At 58.8% G+C, this 18,275-nt stretch carries 20 protein-coding genes and 1 pseudogene; 10 read left to right on the forward strand and 11 right to left on the reverse strand.

The window, feature by feature from the left end:
* The coding region (locus K359_RS64180; RefSeq protein ID WP_210164132.1) for a hypothetical protein at positions 1-186 on the forward strand (186 nt) is incomplete at its 5' end.
* Positions 187-273: 87 nt separating this feature from the next.
* Here K359_RS64180 and K359_RS56850 read toward each other — a convergent pair.
* Positions 274-1,922, reverse strand: a pseudogene (locus tag K359_RS56850) (winged helix-turn-helix domain-containing tetratricopeptide repeat protein).
* A gap of 166 nt (positions 1,923-2,088) precedes the next feature.
* Between K359_RS56850 and K359_RS0149850 the strand changes: the two are divergent.
* On the forward strand, positions 2,089-3,210 hold the full coding sequence (locus K359_RS0149850; RefSeq protein ID WP_245284990.1) for a tripartite tricarboxylate transporter substrate binding protein: 1,122 nt from the start codon (positions 2,089-2,091) through the stop codon (positions 3,208-3,210).
* A 139-nt stretch (positions 3,211-3,349) separates the two neighbouring features.
* Here the strand turns inward: K359_RS0149850 and K359_RS58205 are convergent, their stop codons facing one another.
* The 4 genes from K359_RS58205 to K359_RS0149870 all read right to left on the reverse strand — a co-directional run bounded on the left by K359_RS58205 (position 3,350) and on the right by K359_RS0149870 (position 6,788).
* Entirely contained in the window at positions 3,350-3,757 is a 408-nt protein-coding gene (locus K359_RS58205) for a nuclear transport factor 2 family protein (RefSeq protein WP_165126228.1), read from the reverse strand.
* Between the two features lie 607 nt (positions 3,758-4,364).
* Complete coding sequence (locus K359_RS0149860) at positions 4,365-4,685, reverse strand: multidrug efflux SMR transporter (protein ID WP_029085561.1); 321 nt, start codon at positions 4,683-4,685, stop codon at positions 4,365-4,367.
* 93 nt (positions 4,686-4,778) lie between these two features.
* A complete protein-coding gene (locus K359_RS0149865; protein ID WP_029085562.1) occupies positions 4,779-5,234 on the reverse strand; it encodes a carboxymuconolactone decarboxylase family protein in 456 nt (151 codons plus the stop codon).
* 129 nt (positions 5,235-5,363) lie between these two features.
* Entirely contained in the window at positions 5,364-6,788 is a 1,425-nt protein-coding gene (locus K359_RS0149870) for a PLP-dependent aminotransferase family protein (RefSeq protein ID WP_029085563.1), read from the reverse strand.
* Between the two features lie 205 nt (positions 6,789-6,993).
* On the opposite strand from K359_RS0149870, the gene K359_RS0149875 reads away from it, so the two are divergent.
* Positions 6,994-7,644 carry an FMN-dependent NADH-azoreductase gene (locus tag K359_RS0149875; RefSeq protein WP_029085564.1) on the forward strand — a complete coding sequence of 217 codons (651 nt, stop codon included), beginning with the start codon at positions 6,994-6,996 and terminating at the stop codon, positions 7,642-7,644.
* A gap of 48 nt (positions 7,645-7,692) precedes the next feature.
* On the forward strand, positions 7,693-8,685 hold the full coding sequence (locus K359_RS0149880; RefSeq protein ID WP_029085565.1) for a nitrilase-related carbon-nitrogen hydrolase: 993 nt from the start codon (positions 7,693-7,695) through the stop codon (positions 8,683-8,685).
* A 665-nt stretch (positions 8,686-9,350) separates the two neighbouring features.
* On the opposite strand, the gene K359_RS60910 is transcribed toward K359_RS0149880, so the two are convergent.
* Positions 9,351-9,704, reverse strand: coding sequence for a hypothetical protein (locus K359_RS60910; RefSeq protein WP_245284985.1), 354 nt, complete (start codon positions 9,702-9,704; stop codon positions 9,351-9,353).
* 23 nt (positions 9,705-9,727) lie between these two features.
* On the opposite strand from K359_RS60910, the gene K359_RS63015 reads away from it, so the two are divergent.
* Positions 9,728-9,940 carry a hypothetical protein gene (locus tag K359_RS63015; RefSeq protein ID WP_029085566.1) on the forward strand — a complete coding sequence of 71 codons (213 nt, stop codon included), beginning with the start codon at positions 9,728-9,730 and terminating at the stop codon, positions 9,938-9,940.
* A 235-nt stretch (positions 9,941-10,175) separates the two neighbouring features.
* Here the strand turns inward: K359_RS63015 and K359_RS0149890 are convergent, their stop codons facing one another.
* Both K359_RS0149890 and K359_RS56860 read right to left on the reverse strand, forming a co-directional pair.
* A complete protein-coding gene (locus tag K359_RS0149890; protein WP_084518891.1) occupies positions 10,176-10,508 on the reverse strand; it encodes an MFS transporter in 333 nt (110 codons plus the stop codon).
* Entirely contained in the window at positions 10,498-10,959 is a 462-nt protein-coding gene (locus K359_RS56860; RefSeq protein ID WP_156929180.1) for a LysR family transcriptional regulator, read from the reverse strand. Before K359_RS56860 ends, K359_RS0149890 begins: the two co-directional genes overlap by 11 nt.
* A gap of 70 nt (positions 10,960-11,029) precedes the next feature.
* Between K359_RS56860 and K359_RS56865 the strand changes: the two genes are divergently transcribed.
* Positions 11,030-12,337 (forward strand): MFS transporter, encoded by a 1,308-nt coding sequence (locus K359_RS56865; RefSeq protein WP_051346885.1) that lies wholly within the window; start codon positions 11,030-11,032, stop codon positions 12,335-12,337.
* Positions 12,338-12,530: 193 nt separating this feature from the next.
* Here the strand turns inward: K359_RS56865 and K359_RS60915 are convergent, their stop codons facing one another.
* Positions 12,531-13,109, reverse strand: coding sequence for a LysR substrate-binding domain-containing protein (locus K359_RS60915; RefSeq protein ID WP_084518892.1), 579 nt, complete (start codon positions 13,107-13,109; stop codon positions 12,531-12,533).
* On the opposite strand from K359_RS60915, the gene K359_RS63995 reads away from it, so the two are divergent.
* Positions 13,074-13,316, forward strand: coding sequence for a hypothetical protein (locus tag K359_RS63995; protein ID WP_051346887.1), 243 nt, complete (start codon positions 13,074-13,076; stop codon positions 13,314-13,316). The genes K359_RS60915 and K359_RS63995 overlap by 36 nt on opposite strands.
* Here the strand turns inward: K359_RS63995 and K359_RS60920 are convergent.
* On the reverse strand, positions 13,258-13,425 hold the full coding sequence (locus K359_RS60920; protein WP_084518893.1) for a LysR family transcriptional regulator: 168 nt from the start codon (positions 13,423-13,425) through the stop codon (positions 13,258-13,260). The genes K359_RS63995 and K359_RS60920 overlap by 59 nt on opposite strands.
* Positions 13,426-13,596: 171 nt before the next feature.
* Here K359_RS60920 and K359_RS0149910 point away from each other — a divergent pair, with 171 nt between their 5' ends.
* Both K359_RS0149910 and K359_RS60925 read left to right on the forward strand, forming a co-directional pair.
* Positions 13,597-14,985 (forward strand): MFS transporter, encoded by a 1,389-nt coding sequence (locus K359_RS0149910; RefSeq protein ID WP_029085568.1) that lies wholly within the window; start codon positions 13,597-13,599, stop codon positions 14,983-14,985.
* A 51-nt stretch (positions 14,986-15,036) separates the two neighbouring features.
* Positions 15,037-16,104 (forward strand): CapA family protein, encoded by a 1,068-nt coding sequence (locus K359_RS60925; RefSeq protein WP_084518894.1) that lies wholly within the window; start codon positions 15,037-15,039, stop codon positions 16,102-16,104.
* 760 nt (positions 16,105-16,864) lie between these two features.
* On the opposite strand, the gene K359_RS64000 is transcribed toward K359_RS60925, so the two are convergent.
* Entirely contained in the window at positions 16,865-17,041 is a 177-nt protein-coding gene (locus K359_RS64000) for a hypothetical protein (RefSeq protein ID WP_165126172.1), read from the reverse strand.
* Positions 17,042-17,939: 898 nt separating this feature from the next.
* On the opposite strand from K359_RS64000, the gene K359_RS0149930 reads away from it, so the two are divergent.
* On the forward strand, positions 17,940-18,086 hold the full coding sequence (locus tag K359_RS0149930; protein WP_156929182.1) for a hypothetical protein: 147 nt from the start codon (positions 17,940-17,942) through the stop codon (positions 18,084-18,086).
* The last annotated feature ends 189 nt before the right edge of the window (positions 18,087-18,275 follow it).

The following is an 18,275-nucleotide window of genomic DNA, read 5'->3' on the forward strand; positions in this document are numbered from 1 at the left end:
AGCAAGCCCCGACTGCTATCGCGGTCGTCGCGATCTGCTGCATGGCTTTTCGAATTGATCAAGATGCGCGTTGTGCTGAGATGTCCGAATCTGGCCCTTTTCGGAAGTGCCGCGCTGGATTATCGAAAGTCCGGTGTCGGCGGTGAAGCGGACGTTACGGTTGCGCGTTCCGACTTCCGAGTTTGACCCAAAGCGGACACGGCCCTAGTCGGGGCTCACGTCCGCTATTTCGTCGAAACGGACATTGGGTCGCGACCGGCAACTTCCTGCCGTTCATTCGTCCGGCACCCCGGCCATGCGCATGCCCTCATACACACGCTCGCGGCCGGCGAGATAAGCCGGATGGTCGCTCGCCGCGCGGGCTCGGTAGCGGCGGAGGTTGAAGGTCGGATTGAGCAGAAGGCCCGCCTGCGCGGCGGCCCGCGCCTTGTCTGGTGAGCCCAGCAGCGACAGTGCAGCGGCGAGATAGCAATGCGTGACGGGATGATTGCGGTTGGCCTCGATGCTCCGGCGCAGCCACACAACTGCTTCCACGTCAGCGCCGAGAAACAACTTGGCGAGACCGACAAACATGAACCACCGGTAGGCGTTGGTATCGCGAGGAGAGAGACGAAGCGCCTCGCGGATATGGGCCTCGGTCTCCTCGCCGCGACCGAGAAAAAACTTAGCTAGACCGATGAAGGCATGAGCGTCGGCCAGATTGTGATCCAGTGCTAACGCCCGTTCGCACTCAGCGATACCTTGGACCGGGTTGGTAAATGATTGGACGAGGCCCAAGACGCTATGGGCCTGAGCATGGTTTGGCGCGAGGGACAAGGCCCTCGTTAAGGCGACTTCGGCCGCCGTGAGGTGCGCGATCCAGTCGTCGCGCATAAGATTGGCACCAATCGCCGCATTAACCCGCGCCGAGCCGACAAGCGCCCCGATATTGCCGGGATCAAGCGCCAGGGCTCGGTCAAAAAAGGCTTGGGCTTGCGTCATGTATTCCGCGGTCGTCCCATTGTTCGCGCAAGCCCAGCCCTGGAAATAGAGGTCCATCGCATCGGGATGGATTGAAAGTCCCGCTCGCCGCGCCTCAACCTCAATGAGCTCCGCATTTAGCGTGTTTGCCAGCCGCGATACGACTTCGTCCTGCATATCGAACAGGTCGACGACGGGTTTCTCGAACCGGTCGGCCCACAGGTGATTGCCGGTTTCGACATCGATCAGCTGAACATTCACCCGAAGCCGGTTGCCGCCTCGCTGCACCGACCCTTCAAGCACATAGCGGACATTCAGCTCGCGCCCGACTTTCTCTACATTGACGGCTTTTCCCTTGAAGGTGAAAGCGGTGTTACGCGCGATTACGAATGAGTCACTGATGCGCGAAAGGTCCGTGGTGAGGCTGTCGGTCACGCCATCGGCAAAATAATCCTGCTCGGGATCGCCTCCGAGGTTCGCGAACGGCAGCACGACGATGGAAAGACGCGGCGGGGGAATCGACCTCGTAGCGCCGTCGCGAGTTCCTGAGGCATGTCCATCCGGGGGCACGGCGTCCGACGACCTGGACCAGCGCTACCCCGAAAGATCTGTCCGCCGGAATCGGCTGTGAGTACCGCATCTGCGGGCCTCTGCACTTCCTGCACCGTTCCAACAAAACGGAAGCCTTTGCGTTGCAGGGTTTTGATTAGACGCTGTTTTACGCCGGAATCGCCGATCGCACTTCGAGCGACATTCAGCCGCGTTGCCAGTGCCGCATCGGACACGACACGGCCGTTCCAGACGGTATTGATGAGGTCGTCCTTACTCACGACCCGTTTCCGATTGCGGATCAGATAATCGAGCAGGTCGAATACCTGAGGAGCAACGGAGACCACGTGTGCTCCGCGGTAAAGCTCGCGAAGGTCGGTGTCGAATGCGTACTCCTCGAAGAGATACCGCAATCTGGCAATTCCTTGGGTGACTTCCCCCGTCGGTCTCTCGCGCCGGTTGCAACGCAAGAATAAGCCGCCGGTGAGGAGAATGTAAGCAGAATGTCAAGAGCCCCCGCCCATGGCCTGATACCGTCCTCTGGGTGGCAGCAATTTGCTCAGGAGACAATTCGTGAGCATGACCAACGGCTTGCCGCGCCGCGCAGCGGCGCCCCGAACCGCGCAAGGTTCAACCAAGGTCGTTCGCTTGAAGGACCGGCAGCAGCGCACCCACGACGCGCGTATTCGAAATGTAGATCCGATGGAGGTCGTCATGGCATCGAGAACCACGCGCCGTTCCTTTATCGCAACCGGCGCAGCCGCTATCGCTTTTTCGTATCATGATCGCGGGTGGACGCAGACTTGGCCATCCAAGCCTATCAAAATCGTTTGCGCCTATCCTGCCGGCGGATTCACAGACTCGCTTGCGCGCATCTACGGCGAATACCTGTCCCAGAAACTCGGCCAGCCGGTTATCGTTGAGAATAAGGCAGGTGCGAGCGGTTCGATCGGTGCAGCGGCGGTGAAGCAGTCGCCGGCAGATGGTTACACACTACTGGTCGCCATCACCGCGACTCTGGCGCAAAGCCGCGTGATCTTTAAGAATGTGCCGTACGACGCCGACAAAGACTTCGCGCTCATTTCGAGTATGTCGGCAGGACATCTGCCATTGGTCGCCTACAAGGCGACGAACGCCACCAGCTTGAAAGAGTTCGTCGAATACGCCCGCAAGAACGCCACGAATGTGGGGACTTTTGGCCCAGGCACGTACCCGCATATTGTCGTTGCAGAGCTCAACAAACAGTATGGGCTGCAGATAAAAGCCGTGCACTACCGCGGCGAAGCGCCGATGTGGCAGGATTTCGCCGCGGGCGTGCTTCAGGCGGCGATGGGGAGCTACGCCAATGCTGTCAACGCGTTGGAATCCGGAGCCGGAAAGGCAATCGCCGTGCAATCGACGAGGCGGAACAGGAAGCTTCCCGACGTTCCCACTTTTATCGAGCAGGGGCTCGACGCCAAGCTCTTTGCTATTGCCGGTTACGTCTTTCTCGCCGGCCCAGTCGGCATGCCGCAGGAAGTCGTAGAGCGCCTTTCCGGCCTGATGGTGGAAGCAAGCAAGACTGATAGAATACTGAAGTGGCTCGACTCGTATGGCATCGAGGAATTCGCTCAAGGACACATCGCGTTCAAGCAGATGTACGATAGCGAAACGCCCACTTTGGTGGCTGCGGTGAGGGCATTGGGGCTGACCGCTGAATAGCGTTCGAATGATGGCGTCCGTGCGTCTTGCAGACGCCGTTTTCGGAAGTGCTGCGCTGGCTATCGAAAGTCCGGTGTCGGGAGTGATGCGGACGTTACGATTGCGCGTTCCGACTTCCGCGTTTGACCCAAAGCGGAAATCACTCGCCCGGTACTCCGCTTAGGTGAAATGTCGTAGCAAGGATGCGCCAGCCGTCGGGGAAGCGAACAAGGTTGTAGGACTGCCGCCATTGCCTTGTGACGCTTCCATCCGGTCGGAGGTTTTTCCACGTTACAGTTCCGAGAGCACTGCGTTCGCCTATAGGAACGGCCACTACATCGTGCAGAGTTCCACTTTCGGCCCCTTCGCGTCGGTAGGTATCGGCCACTCCTTGGAAAAACCGCGCAATCTCGCCACGTGACTGAAAACAATGTATCGACCCGTCACCCCGCATGGTGATGCAGGGAGCGCAGTAGAGTTTGGCGATTTGATCGCCATCCCAGGAGGTGAACGTCTCCATGTATTTGTTGAAGAAGGCAGATATCTCGACTTCAAGCGCATCCGGCATGATTTGCCTCCAGAGCATTCATGTTTTGCGACGAGCAAGCCAATCTGAATTGTCGTGAGTCGCAATGCAGCGCGTGCGAAATTCGGATGGTGACATGCCTTTTAGCCGATCCGCGGTTGGGTCTAACTCCTCGCAACTGGCCAGCTCTACAGTTGCGATCTGATCCGCGGCCAGCCAAGCTAAGATCGGCACTGAACAGCCCATGAGTACGAAGTAGGTCAAGCCAAGAGCGCCAGACCAACGTTCGATGCGGAGTCCAGTCCGATAGACAACAGCCATTCCTAAGCCGAAGCACGCGATCCAAACGGCAAGCCAACAAGCAGAGATCATTCGTCTCTCCCCGCCCGAACAGTTTGCGCAATGTTACCGTTGATGCCCATCTCTCGCCAGAAGACAGTTTGCACCGAAGGGGCAATGCACTTGACCGATTCTGGATGGTTAGGCTCACCCGCCCGTCAGGTGTTGATGGAAACGACGAGGTCATTGAATGAAAAAGGCGGATCGGCGACGTCGCCTATTGGCCCGTAACGGACATCGCGCCGCCCTAAGTCTATGTCGGCTTTTTGACCCAAAGCGGACACTGGGCCTCTTGCGGCAAAGCGGCATTTCAGTTTACCGAGACAAGCTTTAGTCCAATCACGCCTGCTACAATCAAAACAATGCAAAGCAGCCGCGCGGGCGACGCGGAGTCGCCTAACACTGCGATACCTAGAATGGCGGTACCCGCGGCGCCGATGCCGGTCCAGATCGCGTACCCCGTTCCTACTGGAAGTGTCCGGAGCGCGAGTGAGAGAAGAAAGACACTCGACAAGCCGGTAGCAGCCGTGAACAGCCCAGGTATCAGCTGCGTAAACCCTGCAGACCACTTCATGCCGAACGCGAATCCGATTTCGAGAAAGCCGGCGGAGGCCAGCATTATCCATGCCATGTGCGTAAATCCATTCACTCGTCGCCGGCGCTACGGCCGGACGTCGCAGGGTGCGCGCATGGACGAATTTCCATGCGCGAAATGTTGGGTACCTCAAGCCTTGCCGGCGGCAGCGGGAATCGAGCGAAACGAAATTCCCAATCGGTTGAACGCACTCATCAAGCCAATGGCATAGGTGAGGTCAGCGAGCTCCTTGTCGCTGAATTCGCCAGCCGCGGCCTCATAGTCGGCATCGGGAACGCCGGTTTCGGCCACCCGCGTCACGGTTTCTGTCCAGGCCAGCGCAGAGCGTTCGCGATCACTGAAGACTTGCCCCGCGTCGCGCCATACAGGCACCAGCACGAGTTTTTCGACGGCGACGCCAGACTTGAGCAGGTCGCGGGAGTGCATATCGATACAGTAGGCACAGCCGTTGATCTGCGAAACCCGCAGATACACGAGATCGACGAGTTGCTTTGGGAGGCCGCTTTTTTGAAGATAGACATAGACACCCCCGAAAGACTTGAAGCCGTCCGGCGAAGCCTTGGCGTAATCAATGCGCTTGTTCATGATTGAATCCTCATCTGGTTGAAGGATTCCATCGTGCTGTATCTTGGCCTATTCAAGAAGGTCCATGATTGGTCTTTGCAGGTGTGCCATGATTTTGGGCTCCAGCAGATCTCGCACCAGCCGCCGCCGTCACATCAATTTCAAAATGCGTCGTCCGAAATGTTCGACGGTGCGCCGGGAGTCAATATTTGTGAAATTTAGAAGAAGGGCCGAAGCTCCATCGTTGCGTGTCGTCCAGTCCGTGAGTGCTTCCGCGTACAAATTCTGTTCCCGCATACTTGCGACGAGCCGGCGGTCTGATCGATTGCCTCGCAGACGCAAGATCAGGTGCATGCCCCCCGGCTGTGAATCTATTCGTACATATTTTCCCAAAACGCTTTCCAGGCCCGCGGCCGTCGCCTCTCGGCGCTCGGCATAGAGCTTCCTCATCCGCTGGATATGGCGCGCGAAATGTCCTTCGGCGATGAATGCAGTGACGATAGTTTGCGTGAGCCCGGGACAACCCGCTGAAAGGCTTTCAGCGACCTGCTCAAACCGCTCCACCTTCTGTTCCGGCACCACGAGATACGCAAGCCGCATGCCTGGAAAGAGCACCTTGCTGAACGTGCCTGCATAGAGCACCCGCCCATCGCGATCGAGGCTCTTCAACGCAGGGAGTGGGCGGCTGACATAGCGGTATTCGCCATCGTAGTCGTCTTCGATGATCCATGCCTTGTTTCGCGCGGCCCAGTCCAACAGCGCGAGGCGCCGGGGCAACGACAAGGACATGCAGAGCGGGCTCTGATGCGCAGGCGTGACCACCGCTGCGTGCGCCTTGGGCGCCAGCTTGACGGCATCGGAAACAACCATGCCCTCCCCGTCGACCGGCACGGAGACACCTTCGATGCGCATATGGTTGAATATTTCCCCGGTGGGCGGATAACCCGGGTCTTCGAGCCAGACGCGATCACCCGCCTTCAGGAGGGTATAACCAATCAGCTCCACGGTTTGACGATAGCCCGAGGTGACGAACACCTGTGATGGCCGGCAGCTGATCCCCCGCGAAACCTGGAGGTACCTCGCGATTTCCGCACGCAGCAAAGGCAAGCCGTACACGGAAGGATGGATCATGTCAGAAGGCTGCATGGCGCGCACACTGCGCGCGCCAAGGCGCGCCCAAATCTTGCGAGGAAAGGCATCCAGGGCCGGCAAGCCCATCTGGAACGGCAGGATGGAATCCGGACGAAAACTGACAGCGTCGATGTCGGGGATATCCGGCAACGGCACCGGGCTCGCAGTGGGCGTTCGCGGCTTGAGATCCGGGCTTACTATGGTCCCTGCCTGACCGCGTGCCTCGATATACCCCTCGGCGGCCAGCAAGGAATACGCCGTTTCGATGGTACCTCTGGCCAGCCCCAACTCCTTGGTCAGCGCCCGTGCCGAGGGAATACGGTCGCCGGGCTTCAACATTCCATTGGCGATGGCGTCGCGAAACCTATCGTAGATCTGCCGGTAGAACGGTGACGCCGCCGTCGGATCAAGCAACAAGAGGTTTTCGGGCTTCGCGGCACGCATGGCCTGATCCGATCCGTGGATGAACGAAAAACGACTATGCCACAACGGGTCGGATCGGTCTCCACTTCTCGCAGGCCGCAGCGGTCAAGTTCATCGCGGGTAAATCATGGACCAGTCGCAAAGCTCATTCATGGTCCTTGGATGCAGGCCGCGCGATTGGCTATCGTTCAGTCAGAGTTCAGACAACAGCGATGGAAAGCCAATCATGAAAATACTGCATTTGATTTGCAGCCCCCGCGGGCAGGCATCGGAGAGCTACAGGCTATCTCAAACAATCGTCGGCCATCTGCTGAACAGCGAACCCACGGCAACGGTCATCATTCGACCGATCGGTGGCGCCATCACCGATCTCGATGAAGATTATGCAACTGCTCTTGGCGCGACGGAGCGGTCGTTCGCGGAACTGTCTCCCGAAGGCTCTATGTCCCGGTCTGAAGAGCTGATCCAGGAGCTTGAGAGCGCCGACTTCGTGGTCATCGCAACTCCGATGCATAACTTCAGCGTGCCTGCCGCTCTCAAGATGTGGATAGATCACGTCGTTCGAGTCCGTCGAACATTCCACGTGACTGCCGAAGGAAAAATAGGTGCGCTACGCGACCGTCCGGTTTTTGTCGCAGTGTCATCGGGCGGAAGATTTTCCGGCGAGCGCACGCATCAGCCCGATTTCATCACGCCGTATCTCAAAGCTATCCTGGGTTCCATTGGGCTGCATGATCTGACGTTCTTCTCCGTTGAAGGGTCGGCCCTTGGTCCCGATGCATTGGTTGAAGCCCGAACCAAGACCGATCAAGCAATGCAGAGGTTCTTCCTCCGTTTCGCGCGCAATTCGATGGCGTTGTTTCAGCAAGCTGTATGAGCGGCCAACGGTCCCCAGGGGCCCAATCCGTATTCTGGGAGAAAAAGCATGATCATCGTCAAAGCCGCTGCCGTACAGATCAGTCCCGTGCTCTATAGCCGGGAAGGTACGGTGCAAAAAGTGGTTCAGAAAATCGCGGAACTCGCCAAACTGGGGGTCCAGTTCGCCACGTTCCCGGAAACGGTGGTGCCATACTATCCCTATTTCTCATTCGTGCAGACTCCTTTCGAGCTCCGAACCGGCAAGGAGCACCCCCGGCTGCTCGATCAGGCCGTAACGGTACCCTCAGCCACCACGGAAGCCATCGGTGAGGCTGCGAGGCAGGCTAGGATGGTGGTGTCGATAGGCGTCAGCGAGCGCGACGGCGGCACGCTCTATAATACGCAATTGTTGTTCGACGCAGACGGTACCTTAGTCCAACGTCGCCGCAAGATCAGTCCCACTTTTCATGAGCGCATGATTTGGGGCCAGGGCGATGGTTCCGGGCTGCGCGCAGTGGATAGTGTCGTCGGCCGTATCGGCCAGTTGGCATGCTGGGAGCATTACAATCCGCTGGCGCGCTACGCCCTGATGGCTGACGGCGAGCAAATCCATTCTGCGATGTATCCGGGTTCATTCGCGGGTGATCGATTTGCCGAGCAGACACAAGTCAATGTCCGCCATCACGCCCTTGAAGCCGGCTGTTTCGTTGTTAGCGCAACGGCGTGGCTAGATGGCGAACAGCAAGCACAGATCATGAAGGACACCGGGTGCAGCATTGGGCCAATCTCCGGCGGCTGCTTCACCGCGATCATCTCGCCAGAAGGTGAATTGATCGGTGAACCCTTGCGTTCTGGTCAAGGCCAGGTGATTGCCGATCTGGATTTCGCGTTAATCGATCGACGCAAGCAACTGATGGACTCGCGCGGCCACTACAGTCGACCGGAACTTCTCAGTCTGGCCATCGATCGCACACCGGCGACCCACTTCCATGAACGCGGTATGCATACCTTGCCGACGATCGCTGATCCAATTGATGAAGATAACGTCAGCGCGGCATAGTGCGGGACGCAATTGCGCGAGGTGTATTCTTTGGACTCCGGGCCGCAAACCCTTTGTGACATCGAATGACGGACTTCCCGCGCTCAATTCGGTACCGGATACGTCCGTTCTTGGCCCTTCCCGGACATGACTGGTCTAGCTGATGATGTCCGCTCACGGCGCTGAAGCGGGCATCAAGCATTCGCAGTTTGAAGTCTGCTTCTGATGGCCCGTCGGCGCACCGCCTTTGTGTACGAGATGGTACATGATTTAGGTGCGATGCGTTGAGAAAAGGCGATTATACCGTTCGCACATATACGGCTGTTGGTGCTTTGATTGTTGTGTGGCGCGTCAACAGCAAAACGCCCCGCCGCGTTATCAGGCGGCAACACACCGGCGTAGCCGGTCTGCCCGAAATACCGCCACTGTCCGCTTCGAGACGACGGCGGGCGCTGAAAGCGAAGGCGACCCTCTGCAAGGTGGCCCCGCCGTCATCGGGCCGTCTTGTATGCCGCTATGGGAAAGAGAAATGAAAGTATCTGCAGCGACGACTGACTCCCAAAATTCGTGCTGAACCCTGCTCGTTAGATTTTTTCGCTGCATAAGGCTCCCACAAGGGGAGAGCAGGATCGAAGCCGATAGCCTTAGCTGACGAAGCGGCCTCGCTCAATTTGAAGGTCAAAAGTCTACCGCCGTTCAACCCTGGTGCGCCACAGGGCATCGAAAGTATTCTTGTGCGTCGGCGCCAGCTCTTCTGAATCTATCGGATCGCTAGGCTTCTCTATGAGGGCGCTTGCAAGCTCTTCAGTGAGACGCGGCTGCGTCGAAACCTGCACAGGCCACTCCAATAATGATTTCGAAAGCATCGGCTTGCCTTCGTACCAGCATTTTCGTCCGTCGATGAGGCGCCAAGACCAATACTCGTGCCGATTTGGTGGCATCGCGGTACTGCATTGTTTCGCCAGCGCAGTTGGCGTTCCCCCTAACAAGAATGTAGCGATGCAAGCGGCCAAAGGAATTAATGGAAATTGTTTCGTCATCTGAGCGCTCAGAGACTACTTCGTTGCTGCAACCGGCTCACTGCAACTATCAAACCGGGCCGCTCAAGAACCTCCACCAACCTGTCGAGGATGCGCTCATTGTCGTGGGGGCGGGGCTGAAGGTATTCGTTCAGTATGCATTGGGCTTCGCTGACGGCCTGAAGAGCCAATTGTTGATCGGTCATTACTGCTTACCTATCGAATGGCTGGAACGTCGCAGCTTCATAGAAGGATAAGAGATCAAGTCGTCTTTTAGACTTATCCCATCAAATTTTATTTCAATGCGGAGCTGTCGCTGTGGATTGGTGCTCCGGTCTGGATGCGAAATTAAGCAACGCGCCGCTAGAGGCTGGCGCTTTAGGCCACGGACACCAAAAATTCAGCGGAAAGCGGTCGGGGGGAACGTTGGTAGCGGTCTCCCGCTACCAATCGGACTATTTTGCACGCCAAACTACGATTTTGTGCGATTTCTTACGCCGGATGGCCGCGAGCTTGGCGTAGGCGTAGCTCAGCCGCGGCACCGATCGCGCGGATCGCATCCTGAACGGCCGTGTCGGTGTTTGTTACGCGCTGGTGCTGCCGCAGGTGCTCAAGCCATGAGGTCACCATGAACGTCTCCAGAAAGCGTCCGCTCTCAGCGGCGTCTTCGAAGACGTCCCAGGAATAAGCGCCGTCGCGTCTTCGCTGTTGTTCCAAGTCTCTGGTAGACACGAGCAAGGGACTACGACGTTCTGGATCGATGTGAGGGGTTAGGATAGCGGCCTCCGCCTCGAGAGACGTGGTGCTCGGACCGTCAGGGGCGATCGCACCACATGATCGTCGTCAGCCATATCGATAGCAGCGCCTGCTTCATCTCCGTCACCGCCCGGGCGATCATGTCCGGCGCGCCGATAATGGCTCCGACGACGAGTTCGCCGATGCCTCCGTTGCGCCTTGCGTCAAGCGCAGCCTGCATGCGGTCGAACTCGGACAACACGCGTGATGCGAACATCAGCACTTCGCCGCCGAGCTCTGTGATCTGCATCCCGCGGGGTTTGCGTTCGTAGATCTTGAATCGCGCCAACGCCTCGAGTTCCGCCAGCATCTTGGTCGCAGTTGGTTGCGTGACGTTGAGGACCGCAGCCGCCTTGCTGAGACTTCCCTGATCCCCGAGCGCGATCATCAGCTGGAGTTGCTTGAAACGGAGTTGATAAGCGAAAGCTGAAGCTTGCGGGGGTGCCATCTGACATTCCGAGTCCGAATACCAATCATTCAATATTCGATTGGACGCGCCGCGGCTAGGCTCCGATGATCGGAAAACAAAAAATCCGGGCAGGGGGGATCAGATGACTGCCGAGGCCTATGACGTCGTCGCGCGCGGCCAATTTCAATCCACAAGCCTGTTTGCCAGGGTCAAAGCCATTGCAGGAGCCGGGATCGGCAACGTGCTCGAGTGGTACGACTTCACGGTCTACGCCTATCTGGCCAGTGTTCTCGGAACAAAGTTCTTCGTAGCCGGGGACGAGAACACGGCGCTGCTCGCAACATTCGCGGTGTTCGGCGTCGGTTTTGTGGCCCGTCCGCTCGGCGGTCTCCTTATTGGATTGTTCGGCGACAAATACGGGCGCAAGCCGGCACTCCTGCTGACGTTTCTGATGATCGCCTGCTCAACCGGCCTGATAGGCGTCTTGCCGACCTATGCCTCGATCGGCATCGCAGCCCCAATTCTCCTGGTGGTCGCGCGTCTCATGCAGGGCCTTTCGGCAGGGGGCGAGTGGGGCGGTGCAGCTTCCTTCCTGGTGGAATGGGCACCGGCACATCGGCGCGGTCTGTATGGCAGCCTGCACCCGTGTGCGATCACATTGGGGCTGTTGCTGGGCTCGGGTGTGACCGGGGTGCTCACCACGACGCTTGGGTCTGCCGTCATGGCCGATTGGGGGTGGCGGATACCGTTCCTGATCGGCGCGCTGATCGGCCCGCTGGGCTTCTATGTTCGCCGCAACGTGGATGAGACGCCGATTTTCAAGCGCGCCCAGCAGGAGCCTGAGGCGGCGGAAATGGAGAACTTCTCCATGTCTCGCGCGATGTTGCTTGCGTTTGCTTTTCCGGCGGTCCAGTCCGTGGTGACGTACGTGTTCGTCAGTTATTTTCCGACCTTCGCTCAGAAATATGCGGGTCTTTCGCCCAGTGCCGCGCTCTGGTCGACGGCAATTGCGACCTTGGTCATGGGTCTGTCATGCCTGGCATCGGGTTGGATATCCGACAAGACAGGGCGAAGGCTCAACATGATCGCCGCATGCGGCCTGTTGATCTTCTTGTCCTATCCTCTGCTTTCAGTAGCGCTGGCGGCGACATCGATTTGGACTGTGATCCTGACACAAAGTGTCTTTACAGCGTTCTGCGGGCTGTTTCTGGGAAGCATGCCGGCTGCGCTTGTTGAGATGTTTCCAACCAAGCGAAGGCTGACCGGATTGACGACCGCTTACAACCTGCAATCAATGATGTTTGGCGGCTTTGCTCCGTTCATTGCGTCGTGGCTGATCACTCGGACTGGCACGCCCATCTCCTTGTCCTACTTCATCATCTTTTCGGCGGTTGTGTCAGGCTTGGCATTGCTGCTGATGGCTGAGACCGCAAAGGAGCAATTGGCCTGATGCAGGCCGCGGCTTGTGACAACGATGGACGCAAAGAACTGATCGCGTCGGTCGCGCGAGTCGAAACAAGGGTCCACCAAGAGACAAGAAATGCGGCGTCGCGCGACAATGGTGTCGCGTGCTCAACTCAGGAGAGATTACACATGTCGCGTTACACGAGGAGGCAGAACAAGACCTTGTCGATGGAGAAATCTCATTTCTGTGTCCTGGTTTCGGACAGCAGCCAGTCGCGGAATGCAGCAATCTCCGGCCTGCCGGCCTCGGTTTCGCGGCCGACGAGGTGGTAGCTGTCGGCGGTTCGTACCACCAGCGGATGGATCGCCAATAATCGCCCGGCGTTGAGATCGTCCTGGATCAGCTCCAGATGCGCCATCGCGACGCCAAGCCCGTCGATCGCTGCTTGATAGGCTAGTGAGGAATTGCCGAACGATAGTCCTTCGCGAAAGCTCCCGGGTGTGACGTTCGCCGCGTCAAACCAGCTCCGCCAATCGTGCGGGCGCTTCATCGACTGCAGTAACGTGCGGTCGAGCAGCTCTCGTGGATCGTGCACGGGTGGATGCTTGTTGAACTCGGCGGGGCTGCAAACCGGCAGCAGCTCGATCGGAAACAGCGTGTCGTAGCGCACGCCGGGCTTTGGAATGGCGGGAATCTGAATGGTGAAGTCCACCTCTCCAGCGCTTACATCGACGAGATCGTTGGCGATCGTGACCTGCACATTGATGCTTGGGTGAAGGGCATGGAAGCGAGCGAGCCGCTTGACCAGCCATTTCATCGCCACCGTGGGAAACAGCCGTATCCGCACCACGCGATACTGCTTTTCCCGGCGGCTGACCTGGGTCGCGAGTTCGATGCGATCAAAGGCTTCGGCAATGGCCTGCGCATATTGTTCGCCCTGCGTCGTCAGCTTGACGTCGCGCTGGTTACGGACGAACAGGCGCAGGCCAAGGAAGGCTTTCGAGTTGAGCGATGTGCCGGCTGATGGCGCCCTGCGAGACGTTCAGGATTTTGGCGGCATGGGTGAAGTTCTCCGAGCGGGCGGCGACCTCGAAGGCGCGAAGTGCATTCAGCGGAGGCAATTTTCGGGCCATCAGCGCCTCCGACTGAGGGCTGATCGCGTCAGCGCCGCATTCTCTGTGTTGCTCTGAAGATAAGTCATCGTCGTGATGAGTAAATTAGCATACTCGGGCCAGGGCGTTCCGCCTATCTTGCCCGCATAAACCGGTCGCTGACCGCCGTAACTTGCGGGAGAAACGCTTTCTATGACTACCCCCGTTAACGCGGCGGGCCGGCTTGACCGGCTCCCCATGGGCGCATTTCAGTGGCGGATTCTCAGCCTGATCGGCCTCGGGATGTTCTTCGACGGTTTCGACAACCAGATGGCCGCCGGCGTGTTGGGCGCCCTCGTTAAGGAGGGCTGGTCGAACATGGAGACCAATGCCCACTACATCTCCATCACCTTTGCCGGCCTCGCCATTGGTGCGCTGATGACGGGGCTGGTCGGCGACCGGTACGGCCGGCGGTTCGCCTATCAGTTTAATCTTCTGATTTTCGGCAGCATGTGCCTGTTCTCGATGCTCGCGCCGTCGATGACTTGGCTGATGACGCTGCGTTTCTTCATGGGAGTGGGGATCGGCGCAGAATATGTCTGCGGCTACGGCATGGTCAGCGAGTTCGTGCCGCCGCAACGGCGCGGTTGGGCGCTTGGCTTGATCAGCGTGGTGTCGATGGCATCGACATTCGCCGTGAATTTTACCGGCCTGTTCGTCATTCCGGCACTGGGATGGCGGCCGATGTATCTGATCGGCGGCTGCGGCGCATTGTGGGTCTGGTTTCTGCGCCGCAAGCTTCCGGAGTCGCCGCGCTGGCTCGAAGCGCGCGGCCGTTACGAAGAAGCCGAAAAGATCATGCAGGATATCGAGGCTGAGGCCTCGAAGGCGGGGCCGCTCCCGCCGGTGACATCAGTGGCGGCGCCTGCGCCGGCCTGGGTACCGATTTCCATCCTGTTCTCGCGCGGCGTTGTCACCCGCACCTTGCTCGCGATGGCGGTTTGCATCACCTGTCTGGTCGGTTCCTACAGCTTCTCCTATTGGGTGCCGACCTTCTTCGTCAAACAGGGGCTGAGTGTCACGAAGTCGCTCAGCTTTGCGACCGTCATGGCGCTGGGCAGTTCGCTCGGGCCGCTGGTCGGCATGTTGACCTCCGACTGGCTTGGACGCCGTCGCGGTACCATGTTTGCGGCCTTGTGGTGCGGCGTGTTCGCGCTGGCGTATTCGCAACAGACTGACCCGACCTGGGTGCTGATCTTCGGCTTCCTGTTGCAGGGCGGCATGAGCCTGATGATCGGCTTCGGTCTCGGCGGCTATACGCCGGAGTTGTTCGCAACCGAATATCGCTTCCGCGGCTCCGGCATCGCCCAGATGACGGGGCGGATCGCTGTCATCGCATCGCCCTACATGGTTGTGTCGCTCTATGACAATTATGGTCTCCCATCAGTGCTCTACGCCATTGCGTCGCTTTATCTGCTGTTGGCGCTTGGCATCCTCTTGTTCGGCATCGAAACCAACCAGCGCTCCCTGGAATCGATCGCGCCAGTGCGCGATGGCGAAGCGGCGGTGACAACACCGCGCTCCGCCGAAAGCGCGGCCTGACCTGGTCGCAATCCCGACATCCACACCAGACATCACGAAAAGGAACTGCACATGGATCAAACGCTGCTCATCCTGGGCGATACCAACATCCAGAACCGGGAAGATCCTTTCAGCGCATTCGTCAATGTGCGTGACATGCTGACGTCGGCCGATGTCGTGTTCGGACAGCTGGAAGGCCCGCTTGCCGAGCCCTCGATCGATCCCGCGCGGCCCGATATCCCGCACAAGAAGGGTTGGCGCCATTCGGGCGCCAAGGTAGGTCCGGCGCTCAAGAAGGCGGGCTATGTCGGCGTGAGCTGCGCCAGCAACGTCGCCTATCCCGCGAGCGCCGCTGTCGCCAGCGTCAAGGCGCTGGATTCGGTGGGGATCCTGCACTGTGGCGTCGGCGAAACCCTGGCCGAGGCCAGGAAGCCGGTGATCATCGAGAAGAACGGGGTTCGTTTCGGCTTCCTGAGCTACACATCGGTGTTCTGGCCGAGCAATCACGCCGCCTCAGCCAATGGCCCGGGATGCGCCACCATCAAGGCCCACGCCGCCTATGAGCCGGGCCCGCGCGCGCTGGAAATGCCGGGCGCCGAGCCGATCACGCATACATTCGCAGACGCCGACGAACTCGAGGCCATGCGGGAAGATATCCGCGCTCTGCGGACCAAGGTCGACCTTGTGATCCTTTCATGCCATTGGGGCGTGTCCTCCAAGGAGGAGCCAGTCGCATACCAGCGCGAAATAGCCCGCGCCGCCATCGATGTGGGGGCAGACATGGTGTTCGGCCACCACCCGCATGTGGTCCAGGCCGGCGAGATCTATCAAGGTAAGCCGATCTTCTACAGCCTTGGCAATTTTGCGTTCGACTGGGACGTTATGCGCGGCCGTCATCTCGATGGTCTGGCGCTGCGCTGCTCGATCGCAGGGAAGAAGATCACCGAAATTGAATTACTGCCGGTCCGTCGCAACGAGCACAACGATATCTGCGTACATCGTGCAGACACCGACGCGGGCAAGGACATTCTTGGCCGTTTCGAGCAGCTGAGCCGGAAGCTCGGAGACTCAATCGCCTTGTCGGGGGTCACTCACCTGCGGCTTGAAGGCATTGGCAAGCTTAACGCAGCCGCTGGCTAACGCCCGGTTCACTTCTGCATTGTCGCGCCGCTGCCAGGATTGGGGCCAACGGTGCCACCCGTCAGGTGCGGATGTCTGTGGAACGGGTCTACCGCCAGTCGGTGCATCGCGGGATTGGACACCACGACTTTGGTGTCGGAGGCTAGGACGCCAAGGTAGCTCGCTTCGCGGTGCCGGACTCCGGAGGCTACAGAGAGCAAGATCGGGGGCCAGTCCAAATTCTCACAAGTTCAACGAAATCACAATCTGCACGAGTCTGTGGGGGCTGTTGCGTGTCCCCGATTTGAGCCTACTTGCCGACCATTTTTGGCGGCGACGGATCACGCACGAACGGCGGTTTTTGGCGGACTATCGAGAGGCGACGTTCCGAGTTAGTCTGCCCTCCAGTAAGAGAACAAGGCCTTCGAAATAGTGGGTTTAGCGATGTAGTAGCGGACCCCCGACTCGAACCCCGACGGACCGGCAAGCGAACGGTGAAAGCAAAGTCGATCTGGCAACTGATAAGGTTTGGCTGCAAACCTTATCAGTTGGCAAGTGTCCATGAACTTGAGCGCCGTCTGGGTCCCCGAAACCACCAGGGATGAGTATCGGCGCCAGACTTGCCGGGGTCGCTTTGTAGGAGCGGGGTCACGCTCTTGCGCCGCAGTATAAGCGGTGCGGAGCTTGGTTAGCTGCTGTGGTCGCCGCCGATTGCTGTATGAACCCGCGCGCCCGCAAAAGTGGAACCGACAGAACCTTATCAGTCGGTCTCCGGCATCGACTACTGCGTGCTGAGCGATACTCCAAGCATATGGGCCTTGGCGGCTGTAGCTCCAGGAGTCCGCTTCAGCGTCTTTGCAATCTTTGTGACACCAGCCTTTTGCTTGGCGAGCGATTTCAGCGTCTTAACATCATCCTTCGTCCACTCGCGGCGAACGCTCATTTTCTTTTTGACCAAAGTATCATTCCTTCATCCGCCTTCATGGCGGCTTTCTAGCATGCATCGGCACCGTGGCCAATCGTGGTCACTCGGCGCGCGGCTACAAGCCTAATACTCCGCGCCCCACCTGTGTTGCGCCTACGCATCATGTGTTGAGCGATACGCTCTCGTTAAACCAATCGTTCTGACAGATCGCGGACACGGCGGACGTTGTGGGTCCGGGCATGATCATACGAGACTGCGAGACCAGGGCCTCGAACATTCATGACCGTGGCCACCCGAGATCCAGCAGGCGAGTAGTTGGCGATTGCGAACCGGCACCGGAGGCGACAGGCTCGAAGGGGCGGTCGTTCTTGCGCACTTTTGGGGACAGGGAATTGCTCTCAAAATTGAATTGCGGATTGGGTCTGGAGAACGCGTTCCATATCCCAGGACAGCGCGGATCGATACGGCGCGGCATTTTGCTGAGAACGAAGCGCCGAATAGCGTGCGGTTTGAATCTCGCTCCATTTCGCAACATGAGGAAGATCGTCAACCCGACCGAAATTTAGTTAGGGAATCATGGTCGTTCTGGGAATTTTTTTAGAGGATTGAGAATCCCGTTCTTGGCATGCGGTCAGTTGCGCGGGGTGTATCATGTTGAAAGCGACTAAGCGGAGGGCTCTTTTCGCGCAATCGGCGCATCCGTGGTTTTCGACGACAGCGTTAGACGATGGAGCGACCCTTTTCATCAACCTGCGAGAGCGAATTGCCGCCGGGTCTTCGCACGTCAATACCGTAACGCTTCGCCGCCGTTCGCTTTCGAGAGTGGCGCTGGCTACATTGGCAATCTCAGCGATAGCAGATCCCCAAACAGTGTTCGCCGGAGGTGGTTTGGGCGGCGCGGCAGCGGGAGAGGTCGCAGGTCCTGGTGGCAATGGTGGAGATGCTGGCCAAACCGGGCAAACTGCACCAGCCGTGGAAGGAGACGGCAGCAACCTTCCGGGCGGGACAGGTGGAATTTTTCCGGGTGGGAATGGCGGGAATGGAGGCCTGGGCATTGAAGGAAGTACGCTCGGTTTGACTTCGGGTGGTGGCGGCGGCGCTGCCGGCATTAGTCGTGGTTTCGCCGGTTCGTCCTTGGACTCGCCTCTTCCAGCCGCTCGAAGTGGCGGCCGTGGCGGTGATGGTGGAAATGGTGGTGAGGCGGGAAGCGGCGGCGGTGGAGGCGGCGCGGGCGGAGATGGATTTCTTCTTCCTTCCCCGAGCTCAA

The sequence above is a fragment of the Bradyrhizobium sp. th-b2 genome (assembly GCF_000426785.1).
Taxonomy (GTDB): domain Bacteria; phylum Pseudomonadota; class Alphaproteobacteria; order Rhizobiales; family Xanthobacteraceae; genus Bradyrhizobium; species Bradyrhizobium septentrionale.